The 23,969-nt window shown below is 69.0% G+C and carries 27 protein-coding genes; 11 read left to right on the forward strand and 16 right to left on the reverse strand.

Annotation, left to right across the window (positions count from 1 at the left end; translation table 11 throughout):
* The first annotated feature begins 32 nt into the window (after positions 1–32).
* From ACXJ1Y_RS08875 to ACXJ1Y_RS08890, 4 genes are all read left to right on the forward strand, one after another.
* A complete protein-coding gene (locus tag ACXJ1Y_RS08875) occupies positions 33–506 on the forward strand; it encodes a response regulator (RefSeq protein ID WP_463849675.1) in 474 nt (157 codons plus the stop codon).
* A 107-nt stretch (positions 507–613) separates the two neighbouring features.
* Positions 614–1,693 (forward strand): Ppx/GppA phosphatase family protein, encoded by a 1,080-nt coding sequence (locus ACXJ1Y_RS08880; protein ID WP_463849676.1) that lies wholly within the window; start codon positions 614–616, stop codon positions 1,691–1,693.
* 21 nt (positions 1,694–1,714) lie between these two features.
* The gene (locus ACXJ1Y_RS08885; RefSeq protein WP_463849677.1) at positions 1,715–2,437 is read left to right on the forward strand and encodes an RlmE family RNA methyltransferase; all 723 of its coding nucleotides are present in this window, start codon (positions 1,715–1,717) and stop codon (positions 2,435–2,437) included.
* A 104-nt stretch (positions 2,438–2,541) separates the two neighbouring features.
* A complete protein-coding gene (locus tag ACXJ1Y_RS08890) occupies positions 2,542–3,084 on the forward strand; it encodes a helix-hairpin-helix domain-containing protein (protein WP_463849678.1) in 543 nt (180 codons plus the stop codon).
* 27 nt (positions 3,085–3,111) lie between these two features.
* On the opposite strand, the gene trpB is transcribed toward ACXJ1Y_RS08890, so the two are convergent.
* The 9 genes from trpB to ACXJ1Y_RS08935 all read right to left on the reverse strand — a co-directional run bounded on the left by trpB (position 3,112) and on the right by ACXJ1Y_RS08935 (position 10,610).
* Positions 3,112–4,353 (reverse strand): tryptophan synthase subunit beta, encoded by a 1,242-nt coding sequence (trpB, locus tag ACXJ1Y_RS08895; protein WP_463849679.1) that lies wholly within the window; start codon positions 4,351–4,353, stop codon positions 3,112–3,114.
* A gap of 97 nt (positions 4,354–4,450) precedes the next feature.
* Positions 4,451–5,086 carry a phosphoribosylanthranilate isomerase gene (locus ACXJ1Y_RS08900; RefSeq protein ID WP_463849680.1) on the reverse strand — a complete coding sequence of 212 codons (636 nt, stop codon included), beginning with the start codon at positions 5,084–5,086 and terminating at the stop codon, positions 4,451–4,453.
* A 36-nt stretch (positions 5,087–5,122) separates the two neighbouring features.
* A complete protein-coding gene (locus ACXJ1Y_RS08905) occupies positions 5,123–5,491 on the reverse strand; it encodes a lipopolysaccharide assembly protein LapA domain-containing protein (RefSeq protein ID WP_463849681.1) in 369 nt (122 codons plus the stop codon).
* Positions 5,492–5,508: 17 nt separating this feature from the next.
* Complete coding sequence (locus ACXJ1Y_RS08910; RefSeq protein WP_378974262.1) at positions 5,509–5,817, reverse strand: integration host factor subunit beta; 309 nt, start codon at positions 5,815–5,817, stop codon at positions 5,509–5,511.
* A 57-nt stretch (positions 5,818–5,874) separates the two neighbouring features.
* Positions 5,875–6,840: a signal peptide peptidase SppA gene (gene sppA / locus ACXJ1Y_RS08915; protein WP_463849682.1), complete on the reverse strand. Its 966-nt coding sequence runs from the start codon at positions 6,838–6,840 to the stop codon at positions 5,875–5,877.
* A gap of 208 nt (positions 6,841–7,048) precedes the next feature.
* Entirely contained in the window at positions 7,049–7,360 is a 312-nt protein-coding gene (locus ACXJ1Y_RS08920) for a HigA family addiction module antitoxin (RefSeq protein WP_463849683.1), read from the reverse strand.
* Positions 7,360–7,638, reverse strand: coding sequence for a type II toxin-antitoxin system RelE/ParE family toxin (locus tag ACXJ1Y_RS08925; protein ID WP_463849684.1), 279 nt, complete (start codon positions 7,636–7,638; stop codon positions 7,360–7,362). Before ACXJ1Y_RS08925 ends, ACXJ1Y_RS08920 begins: the two co-directional genes overlap by 1 nt.
* A 153-nt stretch (positions 7,639–7,791) precedes the next feature.
* Entirely contained in the window at positions 7,792–9,504 is a 1,713-nt protein-coding gene (gene rpsA, locus ACXJ1Y_RS08930; protein ID WP_243954604.1) for a 30S ribosomal protein S1, read from the reverse strand.
* A gap of 257 nt (positions 9,505–9,761) precedes the next feature.
* Positions 9,762–10,610 carry a transglutaminase-like domain-containing protein gene (locus ACXJ1Y_RS08935; RefSeq protein ID WP_463849685.1) on the reverse strand — a complete coding sequence of 283 codons (849 nt, stop codon included), beginning with the start codon at positions 10,608–10,610 and terminating at the stop codon, positions 9,762–9,764.
* Between the two features lie 251 nt (positions 10,611–10,861).
* On the opposite strand from ACXJ1Y_RS08935, the gene serA reads away from it, so the two are divergent.
* Together serA and ACXJ1Y_RS08945 are read left to right on the forward strand one after the other, a co-directional pair.
* On the forward strand, positions 10,862–12,127 hold the full coding sequence (gene serA / locus ACXJ1Y_RS08940) for a phosphoglycerate dehydrogenase (RefSeq protein WP_463849686.1): 1,266 nt from the start codon (positions 10,862–10,864) through the stop codon (positions 12,125–12,127).
* Between the two features lie 70 nt (positions 12,128–12,197).
* Positions 12,198–12,689, forward strand: a complete 492-nt coding sequence (locus tag ACXJ1Y_RS08945) for a hypothetical protein (RefSeq protein ID WP_463849687.1) — start codon at positions 12,198–12,200, stop codon at positions 12,687–12,689.
* A gap of 9 nt (positions 12,690–12,698) precedes the next feature.
* Here the strand turns inward: ACXJ1Y_RS08945 and ACXJ1Y_RS08950 are convergent, their stop codons facing one another.
* A complete protein-coding gene (locus ACXJ1Y_RS08950; protein ID WP_463849688.1) occupies positions 12,699–12,842 on the reverse strand; it encodes a hypothetical protein in 144 nt (47 codons plus the stop codon).
* A 229-nt stretch (positions 12,843–13,071) separates the two neighbouring features.
* Between ACXJ1Y_RS08950 and ACXJ1Y_RS08955 the strand changes: the two genes are divergently transcribed.
* Positions 13,072–13,287 (forward strand): hypothetical protein, encoded by a 216-nt coding sequence (locus ACXJ1Y_RS08955; RefSeq protein ID WP_243954614.1) that lies wholly within the window; start codon positions 13,072–13,074, stop codon positions 13,285–13,287.
* A gap of 12 nt (positions 13,288–13,299) precedes the next feature.
* On the opposite strand, the gene ACXJ1Y_RS08960 is transcribed toward ACXJ1Y_RS08955, so the two are convergent.
* The 4 genes from ACXJ1Y_RS08960 to ACXJ1Y_RS08975 form a co-directional block, all read right to left on the reverse strand.
* Positions 13,300–13,623, reverse strand: coding sequence for a hypothetical protein (locus ACXJ1Y_RS08960; RefSeq protein WP_463849689.1), 324 nt, complete (start codon positions 13,621–13,623; stop codon positions 13,300–13,302).
* A 114-nt stretch (positions 13,624–13,737) separates the two neighbouring features.
* On the reverse strand, positions 13,738–14,709 hold the full coding sequence (coaA, locus tag ACXJ1Y_RS08965) for a type I pantothenate kinase (protein ID WP_463849690.1): 972 nt from the start codon (positions 14,707–14,709) through the stop codon (positions 13,738–13,740).
* Entirely contained in the window at positions 14,706–15,029 is a 324-nt protein-coding gene (locus tag ACXJ1Y_RS08970; protein WP_463849691.1) for a phosphoribosyl-ATP diphosphatase, read from the reverse strand. Before ACXJ1Y_RS08970 ends, coaA begins: the two co-directional genes overlap by 4 nt.
* A gap of 132 nt (positions 15,030–15,161) precedes the next feature.
* Positions 15,162–16,115, reverse strand: a complete 954-nt coding sequence (locus ACXJ1Y_RS08975) for an aspartate carbamoyltransferase catalytic subunit (RefSeq protein WP_463849692.1) — start codon at positions 16,113–16,115, stop codon at positions 15,162–15,164.
* Between the two features lie 153 nt (positions 16,116–16,268).
* On the opposite strand from ACXJ1Y_RS08975, the gene ACXJ1Y_RS08980 reads away from it, so the two are divergent.
* The 3 genes from ACXJ1Y_RS08980 to topA all read left to right on the forward strand — a co-directional run bounded on the left by ACXJ1Y_RS08980 (position 16,269) and on the right by topA (position 20,878).
* Positions 16,269–17,150 carry a cytochrome b/b6 domain-containing protein gene (locus ACXJ1Y_RS08980; protein WP_463849693.1) on the forward strand — a complete coding sequence of 294 codons (882 nt, stop codon included), beginning with the start codon at positions 16,269–16,271 and terminating at the stop codon, positions 17,148–17,150.
* Complete coding sequence (locus ACXJ1Y_RS08985) at positions 17,147–18,067, forward strand: molybdopterin-dependent oxidoreductase (protein ID WP_463849694.1); 921 nt, start codon at positions 17,147–17,149, stop codon at positions 18,065–18,067. Before ACXJ1Y_RS08980 ends, ACXJ1Y_RS08985 begins: the two co-directional genes overlap by 4 nt.
* A gap of 141 nt (positions 18,068–18,208) precedes the next feature.
* Positions 18,209–20,878 carry a type I DNA topoisomerase gene (topA, locus tag ACXJ1Y_RS08990; protein WP_463849695.1) on the forward strand — a complete coding sequence of 890 codons (2,670 nt, stop codon included), beginning with the start codon at positions 18,209–18,211 and terminating at the stop codon, positions 20,876–20,878.
* A gap of 20 nt (positions 20,879–20,898) precedes the next feature.
* On the opposite strand, the gene ACXJ1Y_RS08995 is transcribed toward topA, so the two are convergent.
* Positions 20,899–21,084 (reverse strand): hypothetical protein, encoded by a 186-nt coding sequence (locus ACXJ1Y_RS08995; protein WP_463849696.1) that lies wholly within the window; start codon positions 21,082–21,084, stop codon positions 20,899–20,901.
* 288 nt (positions 21,085–21,372) lie between these two features.
* Between ACXJ1Y_RS08995 and parE the strand changes: the two genes are divergently transcribed.
* Complete coding sequence (gene parE, locus ACXJ1Y_RS09000; RefSeq protein WP_463849697.1) at positions 21,373–23,427, forward strand: DNA topoisomerase IV subunit B; 2,055 nt, start codon at positions 21,373–21,375, stop codon at positions 23,425–23,427.
* Between the two features lie 28 nt (positions 23,428–23,455).
* Here parE and ACXJ1Y_RS09005 read toward each other — a convergent pair whose 3' ends face one another.
* Positions 23,456–23,947, reverse strand: a complete 492-nt coding sequence (locus tag ACXJ1Y_RS09005; RefSeq protein ID WP_463849698.1) for a PRC-barrel domain-containing protein — start codon at positions 23,945–23,947, stop codon at positions 23,456–23,458.
* Positions 23,948–23,969 lie beyond the last annotated feature (22 nt).

Raw genomic sequence — 23,969 nt, forward strand, 5'->3', positions numbered from 1 at the left:
TCGGCTACGGTCGCGCTGGGACGACGCACCCGATGATTGCCACACCGACCTTCCCCGACCTCTCCGCCCTCGTCGTCGACGAGAGCCTGTACATCCGGCGCATCGTCCGGGACATGCTGATGCGCGTGGGCATCAAGCGCGTCCTGGAGGCGCCCGACGGCGCCGAGGCGCTCGGCGTCATGGCCGAGAGCAAGCCCGACATCGCCATCATCGACTGGGACCTCTCGATCCTGTCTGGCGAGGAGTTCATCCGGCTGGCGCGCACGCCCTCCACCTCCCCCTGCCCCACCCTGCCGATCATCCTGATGCTCGCCCAGCCGCGCCGGAACGTCGTGGACCGGGCGGTCGGGCTCGGCGTCAACGAGATCATCGCCAAGCCGTTCTCGCCCAAGACCCTGTGGTCGCGGCTCGACGAGATCATCAACCGGCCCCGCCCCTACTCGCAGGTGAAGAGCCTGCTTCGGCCGATTCCCCGCGCGGCCGGCGTCGCGAAGGTGTTTGCCTGACCCCCGGCGGGCGTTCGCCCGTTGCAGTTCCCGCCCGAGCCTGTAGGCTCTTGGGCAAGTGAGGCCGGGCTGTCAGCCGGGCCGATGAGGATTCGACGGCCGCGCCGATGAGGGACGAGACCGCCGCGGCCGCGCCGGCCCGGCCTGCCACCGGTATCGCGCCGCCCTCGACGCCGACCCTTTATGCGGGCCGCGAGCGCCGGCAGAGCTATGCGGCCCTCGATCTCGGCACGAACAATTGCCGGCTTCTCATCGCCGAGCCGACCTATGGCGGCTTCCGGGTGATCGATGCCTTCTCGCGCATCGTGCGGCTCGGCGAGGGGCTGGGCTCCTCCGACCGGCTGAGCGAAGCCGCCATCGAGCGCACGGTCGAGGCCCTGCGCATCTGCCGCACCAAGATGCAATCCCGCAGGGTCCGCCGCGCCAAGATCATCGCCACCGAGGCCTGCCGGCTGGCCGTCAACGGCGCCGACTTCGTGGAGCGGGTGCGCCAGTCGGTGGGGCTCGACCTCGAGATCGTGGACCGGCAGACCGAGGCCTACCTCGCCGTCACCGGCTGCGCGGCCCTGGCCGACCCGAGGGCCGAGTCGGTCGTCATCTTCGACATCGGCGGCGGCTCCACCGAGGTGGCGTGGCTCGACGGCGCGGCCACCAACCCCTCCACCGATCCGACCCTGCGCATCCGCGCCTGGGATTCGCTGCCGGTGGGCGTCGTGACGCTCGCCGAGCGCCATGGCGGCGCCGAGGTCACGCGGCGGATGTTCGAGGGCATGGTCGAGGAGGTGGCCGAGAAGCTCGCCGCCTTCGCCCTGCGCGCCGCCCCGGCCGCCACGGCCAGGGGCTTCCACCTGCTCGGCACGTCGGGCACGGTCACGACCATCGCGGCGATGCACCTGCGCCTCGCCCGTTACGAGCGCCGCCGGGTCGACGGCCTCTGGATGCGCGACGACGAGGTCTCGGCGGCCATCGAAGACCTCCTCGACACGCGGCTGGAGCAGCGGGTCGACAATCCCTGCATCGGCCGCGACCGGGCGGACCTCGTCCTCGCCGGCTGCGCGATCCTCGAAGCCCTGCGCCGGGCCTTCCCCTCCGAGCGCCTGCGCATCGCCGACCGTGGCCTGCGCGAGGGGCTTCTCGTGAACATGATGCGCGAAGATGGGGTATGGTCGCGCAAGCCCGTGCGGTAACGGGCGACGGACACCGGGTTCATGACTGACAGGCGCGGCGGCGTAGGCTCCACCGGGGGCGTGCGCGGGGATCTCAAGCAGCGGGTGAAGACCGCGCGCAAGCGCACCGTCTCACAGACGCGCTGGCTCGAACGGCAGCTCAACGACCCCTACGTGGCCCGCGCCAAGCGCGAGGGCTACCGCTCCCGCGCGGCGTTCAAGCTCCTGGAGATCGACGAGCGCTACAAGCTGCTGAAGCCCGGCCAACGGGTCGTGGATCTCGGCGCGGCGCCCGGCGGCTGGTCGCAGGTGGCGGCGCGCGTCGTGGGCCCCACCGGCAAGGTGGTGGGCATCGATCTCCTGCACATCGAGCCCATGGCCGGCGTGGAGTTCATCACCCTCGACTTCCTGGACGACGACGCGCCCCGGCAGCTCACCGACCTCCTCGGCGGCCCGGCCGACTTCGTGATGTCGGACATGGCCGCCAACACGACAGGCCACAAGAAGACCGACCACCTGCGGATCATCGGCCTCGCCGAGACCGCCGCCGAATTCGCCCGCGAGGTTCTGGCCCCCGGCGGTTCCTACCTCGCCAAGGTGCTGCAGGGCGGCACCGAAGGTGAATTGCTCGCCAACCTGAAGCGCGACTTCGCCGTGGTCCGCCACGTGAAGCCCTCCGCGAGCCGCGCCGATTCGAGCGAACTCTACGTGCTGGCCACCGGCTATCGCGGGGCGCTCGGCCGGGGCGTGGCCCCGGAAGAGTAGGCGGACCTGTTCCCCTGGGGACAGATCGGCGCAGCGCGGCGGCGCCGGTAGGCCGGCACGGCGGAATGGGTTAATTTTAGTGAAAGTGTATCGATAGTCAGCGCGTGCTCAGCGGTCCCGCCATTCTTCGCATCTCGGTGCTGTTGCTCCTCGCCGGAGCTCTCGCCGCGCTCGTACAATACTGGATACCGGCCTCGCCGCAGCCGCCCGCCAAGACGGCCGCGGCGACGTCCGCGCCGGCTCCGAGCGAGCCTCCCGTCCGCAAGATCCCGTCGGCGGCCCCGCCCGATACGGTGATCGCGGCCCCCACGCCGCCCCCGACTCCCCCCAAGCCTCAGCCGGCCCCGGCTCCGCCGCCGCAGGTGCCGAGCGACGCCCTCGCCTTCCCGGCGCCGCCGCCCTCCGCCGCGCCCGAGGGCAGGGAAGAGGTGACGGAGGCCGAGACCACGGAGGGTCCGCCGGCCGTCGCTTTGGTGGATCTCAATACCGCGAGCGTCGCCGACCTGAACCGCCTGCGCGGCGGCGGCTCCATCGGCCGGGCCATCGTCGCCAAGCGGCCCTACACCCAGGTGGGCGACCTGCTCACCAAGAGGGTGCTCAGCCGGTCGGTCTACGAGCGGATCAGGGAGCAGGTGACGGTGCGGTGAGGGGCCGGAGGGCCCCTCACGCCGGTCTCAGAGCTTCGTGCCGAACAGTTCCGCGACCTGCGGGATGTCCTTGTCGCCGCGCCCCGACATGCTCAGCACCATCAGGTGGTCGGTCGGGCGCGCGATGGCGAGTTCCGTGACCTTCGCCAGGGCATGGGCGGGCTCCAGGGCCGGGATGATGCCTTCCAGCATCGAGCACAGCTTGAACGCCTCCAGCGTCTCGGTATCCGTGGCCGAGAGGTAGGTGACGCGGCCCATCTCGTGCAGCCACGAATGCTCGGGCCCGATGCCCGGATAATCGAGGCCCGCCGAGATCGAGTGCGCGTCGGCGATCTGCCCGTCCTCGTTCATCAGCAGGTAGGTGCGGTTGCCGTGCAGCACGCCCGGCTTGCCGCCCGTGAGGGAGGCGGCGTGCAGGCCGCTCTTGACGCCGTGGCCGGCGGCCTCGACCCCGAAGATCTCGACCTCGCGGTCATCGAGGAACGGGTGGAACAGGCCCATCGCGTTCGAGCCGCCGCCAATGCAGGCGATCAGCGAATCGGGCAGGCGGCCCTCCTGGGCGAGCATCTGCTCGCGGGTCTCGCGGCCGATCACCGACTGGAAGTCGCGGACCATGGCCGGATACGGGTGCGGGCCGGCGACGGTGCCGATGCAGTAGAACGTGTCCGCGACGTTCGTGACCCAGTCGCGCAGGGCCTCGTTCATCGCGTCCTTGAGGGTCTTCGTGCCGGACTCGACCGGGATGACCTCGGCGCCGAGCATCTTCATGCGGAAGACGTTCGGGGCCTGACGGGCGACGTCCACGGCGCCCATGTACACGACGCATTTCAGGCCGAACCGGGCGCAGAGGGTGGCGGTGGCCACGCCGTGCTGGCCGGCGCCGGTCTCGGCGATGATCCGCGGCTTGCCCATGCGGCGGGCGAGCAGGATCTGCCCCAGCACGTTGTTCACCTTGTGCGAGCCGGTGTGGTTCAGCTCCTCGCGCTTGAAGTAGAGCTTCGCCCCCATGCCGGCCGGCGCCTGGGCGCGCATGTGCTCGGTCAGCCGCTCGGCGTAATAGAGCGGGCTCGGCCGGCCGATATAATGCGTGCCGTAGCTTTCCATGTCCGCCTTGAACGCGGGGTCCTGCTTCGCCTCCTCGTAGGCCTTCTCCAGGTCGAGGATCAGCGGCATCAGCGTCTCGGCCACGAAGCGGCCGCCGAAGATGCCGAAGCGGCCGCGCTCGTCGGGTCCGGTGCGGAAAGAGTTCGGGGCGGGGGCGATGGTCACGGATCTGTCCTTCGCGGAACAAGAAAAGTGTTGCCGGTTGCTAGACCCATGCGCGTCCCGCCGCAATGCCGGTGGCGCCAGACGCATCCGCGCAGTGCTAGCCTCGCGCAGCCGTGACGAAGGCGGCGATGCGCGCCGGATCCTTGATTCCCGGCGCGCTCTCGACGCCGGAGGAGACGTCGACGGCGCGAAGACCCGTCCGCGCCAGGGCCTCGGCCACGTTCTCCGGCCCGAGCCCGCCGGAGAGCATCAGCCCGGCGGGCAGGTCCGCCCCCGCCAGCAGCGACCAGTCGAAGCTGGCGCCGTTGCCCCCCGGCAGGGCCGCGCCGGGGGGCGCCTTGGCGTCGAGGAGGAGGCGGTCGGCGACCGCCGCATAAGCCGGGATCTCGGCGAGATCGGCCGGTCCCGCGATGCCGAGCGCCTTCATCACCGGCAGGCCCGTGGCGGCGCGGATGGCCGCGACCCGCTCCGGGCTTTCCCGCCCGTGGAGCTGGATCAGGTCCGGCGCGATCGCCTCGATGGCGGCGGCCAGCGCCGCATCGTCGGGATCGACCAGCAGGACCACGCGCCCCGCCCTGCCCTTCGCCCGACGCGAGAGCGTGCGCGCCGCCTCGAGCTCCACATGGCGCGGGCTGCGGGTAAAACGCACGAAGCCGACCCAATCGACCCCCGCGCCGAGGGCGGCGTCGAGGGTCTCAGGGGTGCTCAGGCCGCAGATCTTGATCTCGGTCATGGGGTGGATGGGCGCGGCGATCCGCGCGGGAGGGCCTCAGCGCGGCGCGGGCAGCGCCGTGCGGACGGGAACGGAGGTGCCGGGATAGGTCTGGCCCGGCGCGTCGGGGGCGTACGGGCGCAGGCGGTTGACCTCGCGCTCGTAGCGGGTGGCCTCCCGGCGGTGATGGCGGGCATTGGCGCGGACGCGGCCCTGGCCGAGCCAGGTGAAGACGCCGCCGACGACGATGCCCAGCGCCACGGCGCCGAACAGGATCGCATAGAGCGGCAGGTTCACGCTGAAGACCGGCGCATCGACGTTGACCGGATCGAACGACAATGGCACCGGCGTCCGGTTGGCGACGGCCAGCAGGACCACGATTGCCGCGACCGGCAGGAGAACGAGGCTCTTCAAGAACCGGATCATCGTTGTGTGACTCCTGCCTATTCCGCCGCGACGCCTTCGCCGATCTTGGCCGCATTGAGCCGCAGGCGCATCTCCTTACCCGTCTTGAAGACGGGAATGGCCTTTTCGGACACGGCAACGGCCGCGCCCGTGCGGGGGTTGCGTCCCTTGCGCGCTTCCCGGCGCTTCACGGAAAACGCGCCGAAGCCGCGCAGTTCCACCCGGTCTCCCCGCGCCAGGGCGTCGGCGATCGTGTCGAGGATGGCGTTGACCAGGATCTCCACGTCCCGCTGGTAGAGATGCGGGTTCTGCTCGGCGATCTTGAGGACAAGCTCCGACTTGATCATGGCGTTTCGTCTTCCCGTTGGTTCGGCTTTGTTCGGAGGTCGCTGAGGCAATCGCGCTCAGGGCTCCGGCCGCCACAGGACGAGGAGCCCGCCCTGCGCGCCGGCCTGCGCCTCGGCGCCGAGCGCCCGGAGCTGGCCCGCGAAGCCTTCGAGGCCGAGGAGCCCCGCCCCCGTGCCGGCCGCTGACCACAGGGAGAAGTCACTCTCCGAGCGCGGCTTCCAATCTGTCACCGGCAGGTCCTTCGGCACGCCCCGGGCGCTCTCCAGCCACGCCACGGCCTGCCGCTCGCCGCCGAGTTCGTCCACGAGCTTCAGGGGCACGCTCTGCCGGCCGCTGAACACCCGCCCGTCCGAGACGGCGGCGAGCTGCTGCGGGTCCATGCCCCGGCGGTCGGCCACGAGGCCCTTGAACCACGCGTAGGTGTCGCCCACCACGGCGGCGAGGGCCGCGCGCGCCTCGGGCGACGTCGGCGTGAAGCCCGAGGGCTCGGCCTTCAGCGGCGAGGACTTCACCGATTCGACCTTCACGCCGACCTTGTCGAGGAGGCCCGACAGGTCGGGGTACTGGAACAGCACGCCGATGGAGCCGACGAGGCTCGTCTCGCGGGCGACGATGTGGTCGGCGGCGATGGCGGTGATGTAGGCGCCGGAGGCCGCCGTGCCGTCCACGAAGGCGACGATGGGCTTCTTGGCGGCGAGCGCCCGCAGGTTGCGGAAGATCTCCTCCGAACCGGTGGTGGTGCCGCCGGGCGAGTTGATCGAGACGACGACGCCCTTCACGGCATCCGATTCGCCCACCCGCTTCATGAGCTTCGCGGTGGCTTCGCTGCCGGCGATAAAGCCGGAGACGGAGATGCGCGCGATCTGCGGGCGCACGGCGAAGGCGCCGTTCCCGCCGGCCCGGACGCGGTAGCCCACGGCGCCGACGGCCACGATCAGGCCGCCGATCCCGAGCACGCGCCAGAGGCCGAGCCTGCGGCGCAGTCGCCGCCTGTCGATCAGCAGTTCGGCGTCGGCTGCCATGCGATCCGTTCCCTTGCATCCCCGGCCGAACGCCGTGGTCGGCCACCCTGCCCGACGCCGCCCTGGCCCCGCCTCGCGGCGTGCAAGTCCTTGGCGTCCTTGGCATCCCGCCGGGCGGGGCCCGTGCGAGGCGGTGTTCTAGAGCATTTTTTGCCGACGTGGATACGGGGCGCGACGAAGAATTTGCGCGCGGGGTCGCTCGCTCCGATCAGGCCGCGTCGAGGGTCGGGATGGCGGCGAGTTCGTCGGCCATTTCCCGCTCCAGGATGCGCAGGTCGTAATTGCGCTGAAGGTTCAGCCAGAACTCGGCCGAGTTGCCGAACAACTTCCCCAGCCGCAACGCCATCGCGACCGTGACGGGCTGCCGCTCGGCCACGAGATCATGCAGCGTCTGCCGCGACACGCCGAGCTTACGAGCGATCTCGGTCTTGGTCAGGCCGGTGGCGGGGATGATCATTTCGCGAAGCCATTCGCCGGGGTGCATCGGCTCGAGGCCGGTGAGGAGAGACTTGCTGACCATCAGTGATAATCCTCCAGATCGACGTCGATCGCATCCTGCCCGTCCCAACCGAACGTGATTCGATAGTTTGCGCTGGCATCGACGGCGTAACGACCCAAGGAGGTTCCCCGTAGGCCGTGGAAGCGGAGACCGGGCTGGTTCATCACCTCCGGCGATGTCGCCGAGTCGAGAGCGAAAAGGATCTGTCTCACCCGTTTGACGTTCGTTACGCTCAATTTCCGCGCGTCTCCGGTCTCAATGAACAGGCGCAACGCCTTGCTGCGGAACGAGCGGATCATGCGCCGGAATTGACGGCCCATGCCTCCCGATGTCAACCGCCGCCTTACAGTTGTATCCTTCTGTGGCGTAAAAGAAAAGCCGCGCGGAGGGCATCCGCGCGGCTTTCCGAATTCATGCCGCCGCCCGGCGAACCGGGCGGCGTGCGATGAGGATTACTCCTCGTCGGGGCGGGCCTTCTTGAAGGCGGCGCCGAGGATGTCGCCGAGGGAGGCACCCGAATCGGCGGAGCCGAACTGGGCCATGGCTTCCTTTTCCTCGGCCACTTCCAGGGCCTTGATCGAGACCTGGACGCGGCGCGCCTTGCGGTCGAACTGCACCACGCGGGCATCGACCTTCTCGCCGGCGGCGAAGCGCTCGGGGCGCTGGTCGGCACGGTCGCGGGCGAGCTCGGCCCGGCGGATGAAGGTCTGCATGTCGGTGTCGGCGAGCCGCACCTCCAGGCCGGAATCCTTCACCTCGACGATCTCGCAGGTCACGATCTGACCCTTCTTGACTTCGCCGGCCTCGGCGAAGGGATCACCCGCGAGCTGCTTGATGCCGAGCGAGATGCGCTCCTTCTCGACGTCCACGTCGAGAACCTGGGCGCGGACCATGTCGCCCTTCTTGAACTCGTCGATGACCTGCTCGCCGGGACGGTTCCAGTCGAGATCCGACAGGTGGACCATGCCGTCGACATCGCCCTCGAGGCCGATGAACAGGCCGAACTCGGTCTTGTTCTTGACCTCGCCCTCGACCTCGGAACCAACCGGATGCTTCTCGGAGAAGCCTTCCCACGGGTTCTGCAGGGTCTGCTTGAGACCCAGCGAGATGCGGCGCTTGACCTGATCGACTTCCAGGATCTGAACCTCGACCTCCTGGGAGGTGGAGACGATCTTGCCCGGATGGACGTTCTTCTTGGTCCAGCTCATCTCGGAGACGTGGATCAGGCCCTCGATCCCCGGCTCCAGCTCCACGAAGGCGCCGTAATCGGTGATGTTGGTCACGCGGCCCTTGAGCTTGGCGCCCTCGGGGTAACGGGCGGCGATGCCCTCCCACGGATCGGCCAGGAGCTGCTTGATGCCCAGCGAGATGCGGTGCGTCTCGTGGTTGATCTTGATGATCTTGACCTTCACCGTCTGGCCGATGGTGACGACCTCCGACGGGTGGTTCACGCGGCGCCACGCCATGTCGGTGACGTGCAGCAGGCCGTCGATGCCGCCGAGGTCCACGAACGCACCGTATTCGGTGATGTTCTTGACCACGCCGTCGATGACCTGACCTTCCTCAAGGTTGGCCACCAGCTCGCTGCGCTGCTCGGCGCGGCTCTCTTCGAGGACCGTACGGCGCGAGACGACGATGTTGCCCCGGCGGCGATCCATCTTGAGGATCTGGAACGGCTGCGGCGTGCCCAGAAGCGGGGTGACGTCGCGGACCGGACGGATGTCGACCTGCGAGCGCGGCAGGAACGCCACGGCGCCGTCGAGGTCGACCGTGTAGCCGCCCTTGACCTGGTTGAAGATCGTGCCGGTGACACGCTCGTTGGCCTCGAAGGCCTTCTCGAGCTTGACCCAGCTCTCCTCGCGGCGCGCCTTGTCGCGCGAGATGACGGCTTCGCCCAGCGCGTTCTCGATCCGGTCGACGTAGACCTCGACCTCGTCGCCGACGCTCAGCTCGCCTTCCCGACCGGGGCCGGAGAATTCTTTGAGTGCGACACGGCCTTCCGTCTTGGCGCCGATGTCGATGACGGCCACGTCCTTCTCGATCGCGACGACGCGACCCTTGACGACGGACCCTTCGGTGATCTCGTGTTGGAGGAAGCTCTCCTCCAGAAGCGCGGCGAAATCATCGCGGTACTGATCCCGCGCCACGGCTGTCCCTGCGGTCATTCTCTCTCCTGGGCGGTCACATCCTGGGATGGACCGGGTGCGTCGGCGGCTCGCGTTGCAAACGCCCTTGCCGCCGCAGCTTCCCTATGGAGAAGCAACCGCCTCCGAACGGAGACCGGTTTGCCGACGCGTCGATACGGATGACGAGGGCGGCCCGGCCGACTCGCCCGAATATGCCGCCAAGGAAGGCGAGCATCACGACGGACGGCGAGGCGCCTGTCACATACTCTATTCGCGAAGGCCGTTCAACAGCGCCCTCACGCCGCCCGCGCGAAGGCTCCTGCGTTCTCCGGCAACTCGTCCGTCAGGACGTCGAACAGGGCGAGGTAGGCGGTGCCGAAGCTCGTGGTCAGGGCGCAATCGGTGGCGTCGCGGCCCCGCGCCATGACGATGCGGCCGACGCGCGGGCGGTTGTGCCGGGCATCGAACGTGTACCAGCGCGGGCCGTCGGGGCCTTCGAGGAAGACCTCGAACCACGCGGAGAAGTCCATCGGCGCCGGATCCTTCGGCACGCCGATATCGCCGAGATAGCCGGTGGCGTAGCGGGCCGGAATGTTCATGCAGCGGCAGAGGGTAATCGCGAGGTGGGCGAAGTCGCGGCACACGCCGACCTGCTGGCCGTGCCCGTCATGGGCGGTGCGGGTCGCGTCGGCCTTCTGGTAGTCGAAGCGCAGCCGGTTGTGGGCGTAGTCCACAATGGCCTGCACGCGGCCCCAGCCCGGCGCGATCCCGCCGAACAGGGCCCAGGCCGTCTGGGAGAGCTTGTCCGTGTCGCAGTAGCGCGAGCCGAGGAGATAGACGAGCACATCGTCCGGCAGATCCTGCACCGGAATTTCCCGGGCGTCGGGGGCGTCCTCGTCCGGCAGGCCGCTGTCGGCGATCACGAAGTCGGCCGACATGGTGATCCGGCCGCCTGGCGCGACGATGCGGGTGCAGACGTTGCCGAACCCGTCCACATGCTGCCGTGCAGCGACCGGCGGATCGAACATGATCACCTCCGGGGTGATCAGATCGTCCCGGCGCTCCGGCCGGATGTTGAGGAGCAGGTTCATCGGCGTCGGACCGTTGGTGTCGAACGCGATGGTGAAGCCGGTGCGGATCTGCATGGTCTGGGCCGAGATGCGTGGCGGCGATCACTGTCGTGGCGCCGCGAAGACTTATGACAGGCTCCACAACCACAAACTGTAAGGCTGGTTCCGCGTTTCGGTCCCCTGTTCGTGTCGCCGAATGCACAAAGATCATGCAAGGCGGGGCGGGGGTCGTGCAAACATGCAGGGCTGGGCTGTTACCGTCGATGTTGCATCGCGATGACGCCCTGCCTAACCCTGCGCCACCTTTTCTCTGTCGATCCGATCCCATGGCCGCCGACTCTCAGCCCGCCGACAAGCTCTCGCTCCCCAAGGACAAGATCCGCGTCCTGCTCCTGGAAGGGATCAACGACAGCGCCGTCGCGCTGATGCAGGCCGCCGGCTACACCAACCTCACCCGCCTCCCGAAGGCGCTCGACAAGGAGGCGCTGCACGAGGCGCTCCAGGGCGTTCACATGCTCGGCATCCGCTCGCGCACCCAGCTGGATGCGGCGGCGTTCGAGGCGGCCGACCGGCTGCTGGCGGTGGGCTGCTTCTCGGTGGGCACCAATCAGGTGGACCTCGAAGCCGCCCGGCACCGGGGCATCCCGGTCTTCAACGCGCCCTTCTCCAACACCCGTTCGGTGGCCGAGCTGACGATCGGCGAGATCGTGATGCTGCTCCGGCGGATCGTGCCCCGTTCGGTGGGCGCCCATGCCGGCCAGTGGGACAAGTCCGCCGTCGGCTCGATGGAAGTGCGCGGCAAGACGCTGGGCATCGTCGGCTACGGCAATATCGGCACGCAGCTCTCGACGCTCGCCGAGGCCATGGGCATGCGGGTGCTCTTCTACGACCAAACCGACCGCCTGCGCCACGGCAACACCGAGCCGACCGACTCGCTGAAGGATCTGCTCGGGCAGAGCGACGTGGTCTCCCTGCACGTGCCGGAGACCGAGACGACCTTCAACATGATCGGCGAGGCCGAGATCCGGGCGATGAAGCCCGGCGCCTTCCTCATCAACAATGCCCGCGGCACCGTCGTGGACCTCGACGCGCTCGCCTCGGCCCTGCGCGACGGCCACCTGCGTGGCGCCGCCGTGGACGTGTTCCCGAAGGAGCCCGGCTCCAATGCCGAGCGCTTCGTCAGCCCCCTCCAGGGTCTCGACAACGTGATCCTCACCCCGCATGTCGGCGGCTCCACCGAAGAGGCGCAGGAGCGCATCGGCGCCGAGGTCGCCAAGAAGCTGGTGGATTATTCGGACATCGGCTCGACGGTCGGCGCCGTGAACTTCCCGCAGGTGCAATTGCCCACCCGCGCCACCGGCACGCGCTTCATCCATGTCCAGCACAACTTGCCGGGCATGCTCGGGCGGCTGAACGAGGTCTTCGCCCGCAGCCACGTCAACATCGCCGCCCAGTTCTACCAGACGGACGGCGAGGTCGGTTACGTCGTGCTGGAGACCGATGCCACCGACGCGGATGCGGAGTCGCTGCTCGGCGAGATCCGCGCCATCCCCGGCACGATCCGCGCCCGCCTGCTCTACGAGCGCCGCTGAACGATTGCACCTTGCGCGCGAGGCGTTGGCGCTGTTCAAGTCCAGCGATCAAGCGGAACGGGAGCGGTCAGTGGTCAAGCGTGGCTGGACGGCACAAACTTCGCGCGGGGCCGCAGCCCTCGCCCTGGCCATGCTCGGCACGGCCTGCACCGCCTCGCTGGCGTCGGCGGAATGCCTGCGCCAGATCGTCAACCGCTCGGCCTACGTGCTGACGGCACGGCGGGACGGCGGCCCGCCGGTGACGATCCTGCCGGGGCGCGCGGTGCAGATCCGCCTGTCGCATCCGGGCCAGCTGGATTTCGCCGCCTATTGCGCCGTCCCCGGGCCCGACGGCGCCCTGCGGCCGATCACCGAGGCGAGCTTCGACTACGAGGCGGTGATCGATCGCTGCTTCATCCGCTTCGGCGGGCAGGCCTTCATCCCGCAGCTCGGGCGCGGCTTCATCGGCCTTCAGGGCACGGCGCCGTTCACGGTGAACAACCCGCGTCAGGGCGACGTGGTCCTCGGCCCCTTCGCCACGGAGGCCTGTCCGGCGCCGGCGATCCTCAGCCGGGGCGGCTAGGACCGAACCTTACAGGTAATGCCGGAAGACGACCGGGCCGCCGGCCGGGCGGCCCGCAGGGGCGGCCGGGACGAGGCGGCGCGTGACGCGCTCCACGATGCGGATCAGGGCGGCGAGCGCGCCGTCGGACGAGGGGGTGTGGCGCTGGGTCATGGACGCCTCCGCCGCGGCCGGAGCGACACGCCCTTCCCGCGTACCCTCACCCTGTCAGGCACGAACGGCCAAGGCTGTGCCGGAGCGCACATGGTTTCGTTTCGCGATCTTTCCGCCAAGAGTGACAGGGCGAAACACCCCTTCCGTCTGGCGTGGGGCGTGAGCGCCGAATATGGTGGCTGAGCCGAACCGGGACCTGGTCAAGCCCGGCGTGACTGAGGACGCGCGTATGCTCACACACACCGGCAGCACGATCCTGCGCAACGAGCTCGGGGTCGAGGAGACGGTTGAATCCGACAACATCGTCCGCTGGGACGGAAACCGGCTCTATGTGGAGCAGGACGTCTTTCACAACGGACAATTGGTCCATCGCAAGTACAGGCGCACGGTCACGGAGCCCGTGGCGCGGGTCCTGTGGGACATCATCAACCGCGCCAAGCAATAGGCGAGGCGCCGGTCAGGCGGCGATGGCGGTCTCGACTGCCTCGTCCGCCGGGCGGATCCGGTCGATCGTTTGACGGGCGGCGTCGAAGGCCGCCCTGACGGTGGCCGACACGTCCTCGACCGCGACGAGGACCGAGAGCTTCTGGGCGGTGGCGCGGTCGGCGAGGCCCTGGGCCGCGTTCAGCAGCAGGGTCTCGAGCCGCGTCAGGTCGGCCTCGGCGTCTCGTCCGGCCGCCTGGTCGGCCTTCGCGAATTGCGATAGCACCGCTTCCAGGGCATGCCCCAGAACGAGGGTCTTCACCCGTTCCTGGAGGAGAGCTCTCTCTTCGCGCTTCATGGGGCGGTTCGCCGATTCGGATGACCACATCACTGTGGCATCACGGCGCACTTGAAGCAGCGCCTTCCGTGCAACAGAGGCCGCTGCCCACGTCGCCGGCCCCGTCTTCTCGGATCACAAGCGCCTGAGCGCCACACTGTCGATCCGGTGGCTTGCCCCCTTTGTGAGGATGAGGCTCGCCCGCTGACGGGTCGGCAGGATGTTCTCCCGCAGGTTCGGCAGGTTGATCGTCGTCCAGAGATGGTCGGCGATGTCGAGCGCCTCGGCCTCGGGGATCTCCGCGTACTTGCGGAAGTAGGAGCGCGGATCGCGGAAGGCGGTCTGGCGCAGGCGCATGAAGCGGGTCACGTACCAGCGGTGCAGGTCGTCCTCGTGCCCGTCGAGGTAGATCGAGAAGTCGAAGAAGTCGGAGACGAAGGGCACCGCCGTGCCGTCGCGCGGCAGGCGGGCGGGCTGCAGGACGTTCAGCCCCTCCACGATGAGGATGTCGGGGCTCTCCACCACACGCTCCTCCCCCGGCACCCGGTCGTAGACGAGGTGCGAGTAGAGCGGCGCCGTCACCCGCCTCTGGCCGGACTTCACCTCGTGCAGGAAGCGCAGCAGCGCGGCGGTGTCGTAGCTCTCTGGGAAGCCTTTGCGCTCCATCAGGCCGTGGGCGGCCAGTTCGGCGTTCGGCAGCAGGAACCCGTCCGTGGTGACGAGATCGACCTTCGGGGTGTTCGGCCAGCGGGTGAGGAGCGCCGCCAGGATGCGCGCGGTGGTGGACTTGCCCACCGCCACCGATCCCGCCAGCCCGATGATGTAGGGCAACTTGGTCTCGCGCTCGGCGGTGAGGAAACGCTGCGTCGCCTTGAACAGGCCCTGCGTCGCCGCGACGTAGAAGGAGAGCAGCCGCGACAACGGCAGGTAGATCTCCACGACCTCCTCGATGGAGATCGGATCGTTGAGGGATTTCAGCCGCTCCAGGTCGTCCGCGTTGAGCGTCAGGGGAGCGTCGGCGCGCAGATGCGCCCATTCCTCCCGGCTGAAGCGGCGGTAGGGGGAGAGGCTGTCCGTGCCGTCCGAGAGAGCGGGCGGCGGAGTCACGCGGTCGGCCTCGAAGCCTTCTCGGCGATGCCGCTCTGGGCGGTCCGTCGTTCCAATTCGGCCATCACCGCCTCAAGCTCGACATTGCCGGCCTTCAGCAGCACCACGAGGTGGTAGAGCACGTCCGCCGCCTCGTTCTTGAGGCCCTCGCGGTCGCCCTGCACGGCGGCGATGGCCGCCTCGACTGCCTCCTCGCCGAGCTTCTTGGCCGCCTTCGCCGGGCCGCCGGCCAGGAGCTTCGCGGTGTAGGAGGTGGAGGGATCTGTGCCGGCGCGGCTCGCCACGAGGCGAGCGAGATCGGCGAGGCTGTAGCTGCTCATGAACGGTCTTGCATTGTCCGGCCCGCGACGGGCCGATTTCCGGCAGGAAACTGCGCCAGCGCGCGTGCGGGGGCAAGCGCCTGCGCGTGAGAGGCGAGCCGCTTTGTTGGGTAAGGGTTTATCCGGCGATCCTCACCCGTTGGGCAGGTGACGCGCCAGGGCGTCGAGCACGGCCATGCGCACGGCGACGCCCATCTCGACCTGTTCGCGGATCAGCGACTGCGCCCCGTCCGCGATCTCGGAGGAGATCTCGACGCCGCGATTCATCGGACCGGGATGCATCACCAGCGCGTCGGGCTTGGCGAGCGCCAGCTTGTCGGCGTCGAGGCCGTGATAGCGGAAATACTCCTTCACCGAGGGCACGAACGAGCCGTTCATGCGCTCCCGCTGCAGGCGCAGCATCATCACGATGTCGCAGCCCTCCAGGCCCTTGCGCATGTCGGTGAAGGTCTCGACGCCGAAGCGTTCGATCCCCGCCGGCAGCAGCGTCGAGGGCGCGATGAGGCGCACCCGCGCGCCCATCGCCTGGAGCAGGATGAGATTCGAGCGGGCCACCCGCGAATGCAGGACGTCGCCGCAGATGGCGACCTGCAATCCTTCGATCCGGCCCTTGTTGCGGCGGATGGTCAGGGCGTCGAGAAGCGCCTGCGTCGGGTGCTCGTGCGCCCCGTCGCCGGCATTGACCACGGCACAATCGACCTTGCGCGCCAGGAGATGCACCGCCCCGGCGGCCTGATGGCGCACGACGATGATGTCCGGCCGCATGGCGTTCAGCGTCGCGGCGGTGTCGATCAGCGTCTCGCCCTTCTTCACCGAGGACGAGGCGACCGACATGTTCATGACGTCGGCGCCAAGGCGCTTGCCGGCGAGCTCGAACGAGGATTGCGTCCGCGTCGAGGGTTCGAAGAACAGGTTGATCTGCGTGCGCCCGCGCAGGGTTGTGCGCTTCTTCTCGACCTGCCGGGAGATATCCACGGCGGCGTCGGCGGCATCGAGCAGGGCTTCGATGTCGGGCCGGCTCAGGCCCTCGATGCCCAGCAGGTGCCGGTGCGGGAACAATGCGGGCGCAGGCGTCGGGGCTGTCATGACGGGTGCCGGGTGTAGGTGCCGGCGGCGAGTCCTGCAAGCGCCGCCGCGATCCGTGCACCGGCCACCCTGCGGCGTTTTCGTCGCGGCAGGTAACCGCATTGTCGCGCTACACGTATTGCGCGCACAGACCCCCGCCTCGGAGATGGCCCCTTGGACGCCTCGCCCGCCCTCAATGCCCCGGACAAGGCCGCGCCCGAGCGCGTCGGTCCCAACGGGCGCCGGCTGATCTACCGCCATCCGCTGGTGATCCGCCTGACCCACTGGATCAATGCGGCCGTGCTGCTGGTCCTGCTGATGAGCGGTCTTCAGATCTTCAACGCCCACCCGGCCCTCTATTGGGGCGCGGTCTCGACCTTCGACACGCCCGCCCTGGCCATCACCAGCGAGGAGAGCGGCGGCGCCAACCGCGGTGTCGTCTATCTGGGGGATCGCAAGTTCGACACGACGGGGGTGCTCGGCCTGTCGAAGGATGCGGGCGTCGAGACCGAGCGGGCCTTCCCGTCCTGGATCACCCTGCCCGCGAACCAGGACCTCGCCACCGGCCGCCGCTGGCACTTCCTGTTCGCGTGGTTCCTCGTCATCAACGGCGCGCTCTACCTGCTCTACGGGCTGTTCTCGGGGCAGTTGCGCCGCCGGCTGATCCCCGAGGGCGACCAGATCCGCGATTTCGGCGGGTCGGTGAAGGAGCACCTGCTCCTGAAATTCCCCGAGGGCGAGGAAGCCAAGCGCTACAACGTCATCCAGAAGCTCACCTATCTCGGCGTCGTGCTCGTGCTGCTGCCCGCGATGGTGCTCGCCGGGCTCGCCATGTCGCCGGGCGTCGATGCCGCGTGGCCCTGGCTGACAGAACTGTTCGGCGGCCGGCAATCGGCCCGCAGCGTCCACTTCATCGCGGCGGGGCTGCTCGTCCTGTTCGTGGTGGTCCACATCGTGCTCGTGCTGGTCTCGGGCGTCGTCAACAACCTGCGCGGGATGATCACCGGCTGGTTCAGCATCGGCCGCGTCCATCCGGCCGGGGAGGATGCCCGATGATCCTGCACCGCCGACGCCTCCTCACCGCCACCGCCGGCCTCGCCGGGGCCTCCCTGCTCGGCGGCTGCGACCGGTTCGCCGGGACCGAGACCGGCCGCCGCACCCTCTCCATCGGGGAGGACGCGAACCTCTACGTCCAGCGTCTGCTGATGACGGGCATGACCACGGCGCGGGAATTCCCCGAATCGATGATCTCGCCCTGGTTCAAGCCGAACGGATCGATCGATCCGCCGGACACCGCCTACAAGGCCCTCGCCGCGAAGAATTTCTCCGACTTCAAGCTGAAGGTCGACGGCCTCGTGGACACGCCGCTCTCCTTGAGTCTCGCGGACCTGCGCGCCCTGCCCTCCCGGACGCAGATCACCCGTCACGATTGCGTCGAGGGGTGGAGCTGCATCGGGAAATGGTCGGGCGTGCCCCTGTCCGAGGTGCTGAAGCGGGCCGGGCTGAAGCCGCAGGCCCGCTACGCGGTGCTGCACTGCGCCGACACCCTCGAATATGCCAGCGCCGACGGCGCCTGGATGCAGCCGAGCCACCCGAACACGGTGCGCGAGGCGCATGCCGCCTATGTCCAGCTTGCGGCGGCGGACGATTGGGGCGGCTCACCCACCGGTGCCGCCTCGGACGGCGAAAAGGACCCCGACGCCACGGATGGGCGCCGCCCGATCCGCTACTACGAGAGCATCGACCTGTTCGACGCCTTCAACCCGCAGACGATCCTTGCCTACGACCTCAACGGGAAGGCGCTGCCCGTCTCCAACGGCGCGCCGCTGCGCCTGCGGGTGGAGCGCCAGCTCGGCTACAAGAACGCGAAGTACGTGATGCGGGTCGAGATGGTCTCGTCGCTCGCCGGGTTCGGTGACGGCAAGGGCGGCTATTGGGAGGATCGCGGCTACGAATGGTACGCGGGGATTTGATCGGCCGGCGGGGCGCCATTTGACAACCCGCCGCCGCTCACCCACTTCTCCGCCCCGCGAGGCCCCGGCTGGCGGCGGGTTCGTTCGCATTCCGAACATTCCGTCGCGCCGCGGCCCCTTCGAGGGGGCAGAGGGTTCTGGATGAAAGTCGTCGTCGTCGAGTCGCCGGCCAAGGCCAAGACGATCAACAAGTATCTCGGCCGCGACTACGAGGTGATCGCCTCCTTCGGCCATATCCGCGACCTTCCCGCGAAGGACGGCTCGGTCGATCCCGAGCAGGACTTCCACATGGTCTGGGAGCTTGAGGATCGCGGCTCGAAGCGGGTCAGCGAGATCGCCAAGGCGGTCAAGGGCGCCGAGAAGCTCATCCTCGCCACCGACCCGGATCGCGAGGGCGAGGCCATCTCCTGGCACGTCCTGGAGGCCCTGAACGCCCGCAAGGTGCTGAAGGGCGTGCCGGTCGAGCGCGTGACCTTCAACGCCATCACCAAGTCGTCCGTCGAGCAGGCGATGCGCAAGCCGCGCCAGATCGATCAGGCGCTGGTGGATGCCTATCTCGCCCGCCGCGCCCTCGATTACCTCGTCGGCTTCAACCTCTCGCCGGTCCTCTGGCGCAAGCTCCCCGGCGCCAAGTCGGCGGGCCGGGTGCAGTCGGTCGCCCTGCGCCTCGTGGTCGAGCGCGAGATGGAGATCGAGGCGTTCAAGCCGCGCGAATACTGGTCGATCATCGCCACGCTCGCGACCAAGGACGGCGCGACCTTCGAGGCCCGGCTCGTCGGCGCGGACGGCAAGCGCATCCAGCGCCTCGACGTCGGCAATGCCGAGGAGGCCGCCGCCTTCAAGAGCGCCCTCGAGGCGGCGACGTTCCAGGTGGCGAGCATCGAGGCGAAGCCCGCCAAGCGCCATCCCCAGCCGCCCTTCACCACCTCGACCCTGCAGCAGGAGGCCTCCCGCAAGCTCGGGATGGCCCCCGCCCAGACCATGCGCGTCGCCCAGCGCCTCTATGAGGGCGTCGATGTCGGCGGTGAGACGGCCGGCATCATCACTTACATGCGGACGGACGGCGTCGACATGGCGCCCGAAGCCATCGCCGATGCCCGCAAGGTGATCGCTCGCGAGTTCGGCGACCGGTACGTGCCGGGCGCCCCGCGCAAATACAGCGTGAAGGCGAAGAACGCCCAGGAGGCGCACGAGGCGGTGCGCCCCACCGACATGGGCCGCCGGCCCAAGGACGTGGCCCGCTACCTCGAACCGGAGCAGGCCAAGCTCTACGATCTGATCTGGACCCGCACCATGGCGAGCCAGATGGAATCGGCCGAGCTGGAGCGCACCACCGTCGATGTCCACGCGACGGCGGGCGGGCGCCGGATCGAGCTGCGCGCCACCGGGCAGGTGGTGAAGTTCGACGGCTTCCTCGCGCTCTATCAAGAGGGCAAGGACGACGAGGAGGACGAGGAGAGCCGCCGCCTGCCGAAGATGGAGGCGGGCGATTCCCTGCGCCGGGAGAAGATCGCCTCCACCCAGCACTTCACCGAGCCGCCGCCGCGCTATTCCGAGGCGAGCCTCGTGAAGCGCATGGAGGAACTCGGCATCGGCCGCCCCTCGACCTACGCCGCCGTGCTGCAGACCCTGCGGGACCGCGAATACGTCAAGATCGAGAAGAAGCGCCTCCAGCCGGAGGACAAGGGGCGGCTCGTGACGGGCTTCCTCGAAAGCTTCTTCCGCCGCTACGTCGAATACGACTTCACCGCCGATCTCGAAGAGCAGCTCGATCGCGTCTCGAACGCCGAGATCGACTGGCGGCAGGTGCTGCGCGACTTCTGGCGCGATTTCTCGGCCGCCATCGGCGAGACCAAGGAGTTGCGCGTCGCCGAGGTGCTGGAAGCCCTGAATGGGCTCCTCGGGCCGCACATCTTCCCCGACCGGGGCGAGGGCAAGGACCCCCGCGCCTGCCCGAATTGCAGCGAGGGTCAGCTCTCGCTGAAGCTCGGCAAGTTCGGCGCCTTCGTCGGCTGCTCGAACTACCCCGACTGCACCTACACGCGGCAATTGTCGGCCACGGGCGTCAACGGCGAGGGCGATGGCTCCTCCGGCGACGGCGGCCAGCCGGGGGTGCGGGTGCTCGGCAACGACCCCGCCACCGACCTGCCGGTGACGGTGCGCGACGGCCGGTTCGGGCCGTTCATCCAGTTGGGCGAGGCCAGCGCCGAGAAGGGCGCGGAGAAACCGAAGCGCTCCTCCCTGCCCAAGGGGCTCTCCCCTGGTGACGTGACGCTGGAGAAGGCGCTGGCTCTGCTCTCGCTGCCCCGCGAGATCGCACGACATCCGGAAACCGGCGAGCCGATCCTCGCGGGCATTGGCCGGTTCGGGCCGTACGTGCAGCACGGCCGGACCTACGCCAATCTCGGCCGCGACGACGACGTGCTGGAGATCGGCGGCAACCGGGCCATCGATCTCATCGTCGCCAAGGAGCAGGGCGGCGGGCGCGGTCGCCCGGCGGGCGATCCCGGCCGTTCGCTCGGCAAGGACGCCGACAGCGGCAAGGACATCGTGGTGAAGGCGGGTCGCTACGGACCCTACGTCACCGACGGCAACGTGAACGCGACCCTGCCGAAGAGCACCAGTGCCGAGGCTCTGACCTTGGAGGAGGCGCTGAAGCTGATCGCGGCGAAGCGCGAAGCGGGCGGCGGCAAGAAGGCGCCCGCCCGTAAGAAGGCGACGCCGCGCAAGGCCGAGGGCGAGAAGGCGAAGGCGCCGGCCAAGAAGCCGGCCGCCAAGAAGGCCGCGCCGAAGAAGAAGGCGGCAGGCTAAGGCCCGTCGCCCCGGCGGGCTCAGATCAGGTAGGAGATCGTGGCGGCGAAGGCCGTCGCGAGGGTGGCGACGGCGATGGCGGCGGGGGCGGTGACGAACGGGGCGGAACGGCCCTCGTCATCGTCGATGCACCCGAAGGCGGCGCCCGCTGCGTGCTCGAACCGGACGAGGTCGAGATGGCGGGCTTCGTTCGCGTCGCTGAGCATCGGCGCACTCCTGGGATCGGAGGATTGTCCATCCCTGCAACGCCTTGGCCGTAAGCGGGTTCCGGCGTTCCGGGAACGTTAACCACGGCGGTTCACCCTGCCGGGCTGCCGTGATGGCGCGAGGCGCTCGCGCGCCGCAGCGCAGCATGGCAGAAAGGCCACCGATTCCGTTCCGGCGGCTTTGATGTTTCCTTTTTGTTCCGTTATGCTGGCGAGATGAAGGCGCATGCTCCCAGACGCAAAGCTTCCCCCGGTTCGGTCGCTCCTGCTGCGCGTGGGAGTGGCCGCGTGAGCGATCCGGCCCGCGATCTCTTCGCCGGCAAGGGCAAGCCCCTGCCCGCCGCCGAGCCGAGGCGTCGCCTGACCGAGGCGACCTCGCCCGTCACGCTGGCGGCGGCCTCCCCGGAGGCGGGCTACACCGCATCCGACATCGAGGTGCTGGAGGGTCTTGAGCCGGTCCGGCGCCGGCCGGGCATGTATATCGGCGGCACGGACGAGCGCGCCCTGCACCACCTCTTCGCGGAGGTGATCGACAATTCCATGGACGAGGCGGTCGCCGGCCACGCGAGCTTCATCGAGGTGGAACTCGAGGAAGGCGGATCCCTCGTCGTGACCGATAACGGGCGCGGCATTCCCGTCGATCCGCATCCGAAGTTTCCGGGCAAGTCCGCCCTCGAAGTCATCATGACCACCCTGCACGCGGGCGGTAAGTTCGATTCGAAGGTCTACGAGACCTCCGGCGGCCTGCACGGCGTCGGCATCTCGGTGGTGAACGCCCTCTCGGACGTGCTGGAGGTCGAGGTCGCCCGCAACCAGACCCTCTATCGCCAGTGCTTCTCGCGCGGGCATTCACAGGGCGCCCTGGAGATCGTCGGGCGGGTGCAGAACCGGCGCGGCACGCGGGTGCGCTTCCACCCGGACGCGCAGATCTTCGGCTCGCTGAAGTTCGACCCGCGCCGCCTATTCAAGATGGCCCGCTCGAAGGCCTACCTGTTCGGCGGCGTCGAAATCCGCTGGAAATGCGCCCCCTCCCTGGTCGAGGGCAAGGAGGACGTGCCGGCCGAGGCGGTCCACCGCTTCCCCGGCGGCCTGTCGGACTATCTGGCCCGGGACATCGAGGGGAAGGACCTCGTCCTCGACACGGTGTTCTCCGGCAAGATGACGAAGCCCGGCTCGCACGGTTCGCTGGAATGGGCCGTGGCCTGGACGGTCGCCGATGACGGCGTCTCGCATTCCTACTGCAACACGATCCCGACGCCGGAGGGCGGCACCCACGAGGCGGGCCTGCGGGTCGCCCTGCTCCGGGGCCTGCGCGAGCATGCCGAACGGGTGAATCAAGCCAAGCGCATGACGGCCGTCACTACCGACGACGTGATGGCGACCTGCGCCTCCATGCTGTCGGTCTTCATCCGCGAGCCGGAATTCCAGGGCCAGACCAAGGACAAGCTCGCCACCGTCGAGGCGCAGCGCATCGTCGAGACGGCGGTGCGCGACGCCTTCGACCATTGGCTCGCCGCCTCCCCAGGCCAAGCCAACAAGCTCCTCGATTGGGTGATCGACCGCGCGGAGGAGCGCCTGCGCCGCCGCCAGGAGAAGGAGGTCGCCCGCAAGAGCGCCACCCGCAAGCTGCGCCTGCCGGGCAAGCTCGCGGATTGCTCGGCGGCCGGCACGGCGGGCTCCGAGATCTTCATCGTGGAGGGCGATTCCGCCGGCGGTTCGGCCAAGCAGGCGCGGGACCGGGCGACGCAGGCGATCCTGCCGCTGCGCGGCAAGATCCTCAACGTCGCCTCGGCGAGCCGCGACAAGCTCGGCGCCAACCAGTTGATCGGCGATCTGACGCTGGCGCTCGGCTGCGGCACGGGGGCGAATTTCCGTGAGGCGGACCTTCGCTACGACAAGGTGATCATCATGACGGACGCCGATGTTGACGGCGCCCACATCGCCTCGCTGCTGATCACCTTCTTCTACCGGCAGATGCCCAAACTCATCGACAAGGGTCATCTCTACCTCGCGATCCCGCCGCTCTACCGGATCCAGCAGGGTTCGAAGGTGGCCTATGCCCGCGACGATGCCGACCGCGAGCGGATCACCAAGACGGTCTTCAAGGGCGGCAAGGTCGAGATCGGGCGCTTCAAGGGCCTCGGCGAGATGATGCCGGCGCAGTTGAAGGAGACCACGATGGATCCGAAGAAGCGCACGCTCCTGCGCGTCGCGATCCTGGACGAGGCGCGGGAATCGACCGGCGACACGGTGGAGCGGCTCATGGGCAACAAGCCCGAGGCCCGCTTCACCTTCATCACCGAGCGGGCCGCCTTCGCGGAGGGCGCCGACCTCGACATCTGATCGAGGTCGCGCCTGAGGCCGATCCGGCCTAGTGCGCCGGGATCGCCTTGGCCGGGTCGAAGGCCTGGGCGGCCGCGATCGTGTCCTTGCCCATCTGAAGGATCGCGGAGAAGCGGTCCCCGCCCGGCCGCAGCACCAGCGCGTCCGGCCCGACGGCGATCCGCTTGCTGCCGATCCCGAGAAACCCGCCGACATCGACGACGACGGCCTTCAGCGTCCCGCCGTCGAGGAGCAGATCCTCGATCTTCCCGACGCTGTCTCCGGCCGGGTTGCGCACTTCCACGCCGATCATGCGCGAGGCCAGGAAGATGGCCGGCTTCAGGTTCTGGCGCTTGGTCGCCTCCTCGACGCTGCCCGCCTGCATCAGGCCGCCGCCGCCCTGGCCGCCCGTGGTGGTGCCGGGACCCGTGCCGGGCAAGACCGTGTCCTTCCCGATGACGGTGGCGTCCTGCGCCAGAGCTGGGGCGGCGCCCAGGGCGCAGAGCAGCGGCAGCAGGGCGAGGCGGGACGGGCGCAGCATGGGTGATCTTCCGGGCTAGATA

The organism is Methylobacterium sp. TK26 (genome assembly GCF_055361565.1).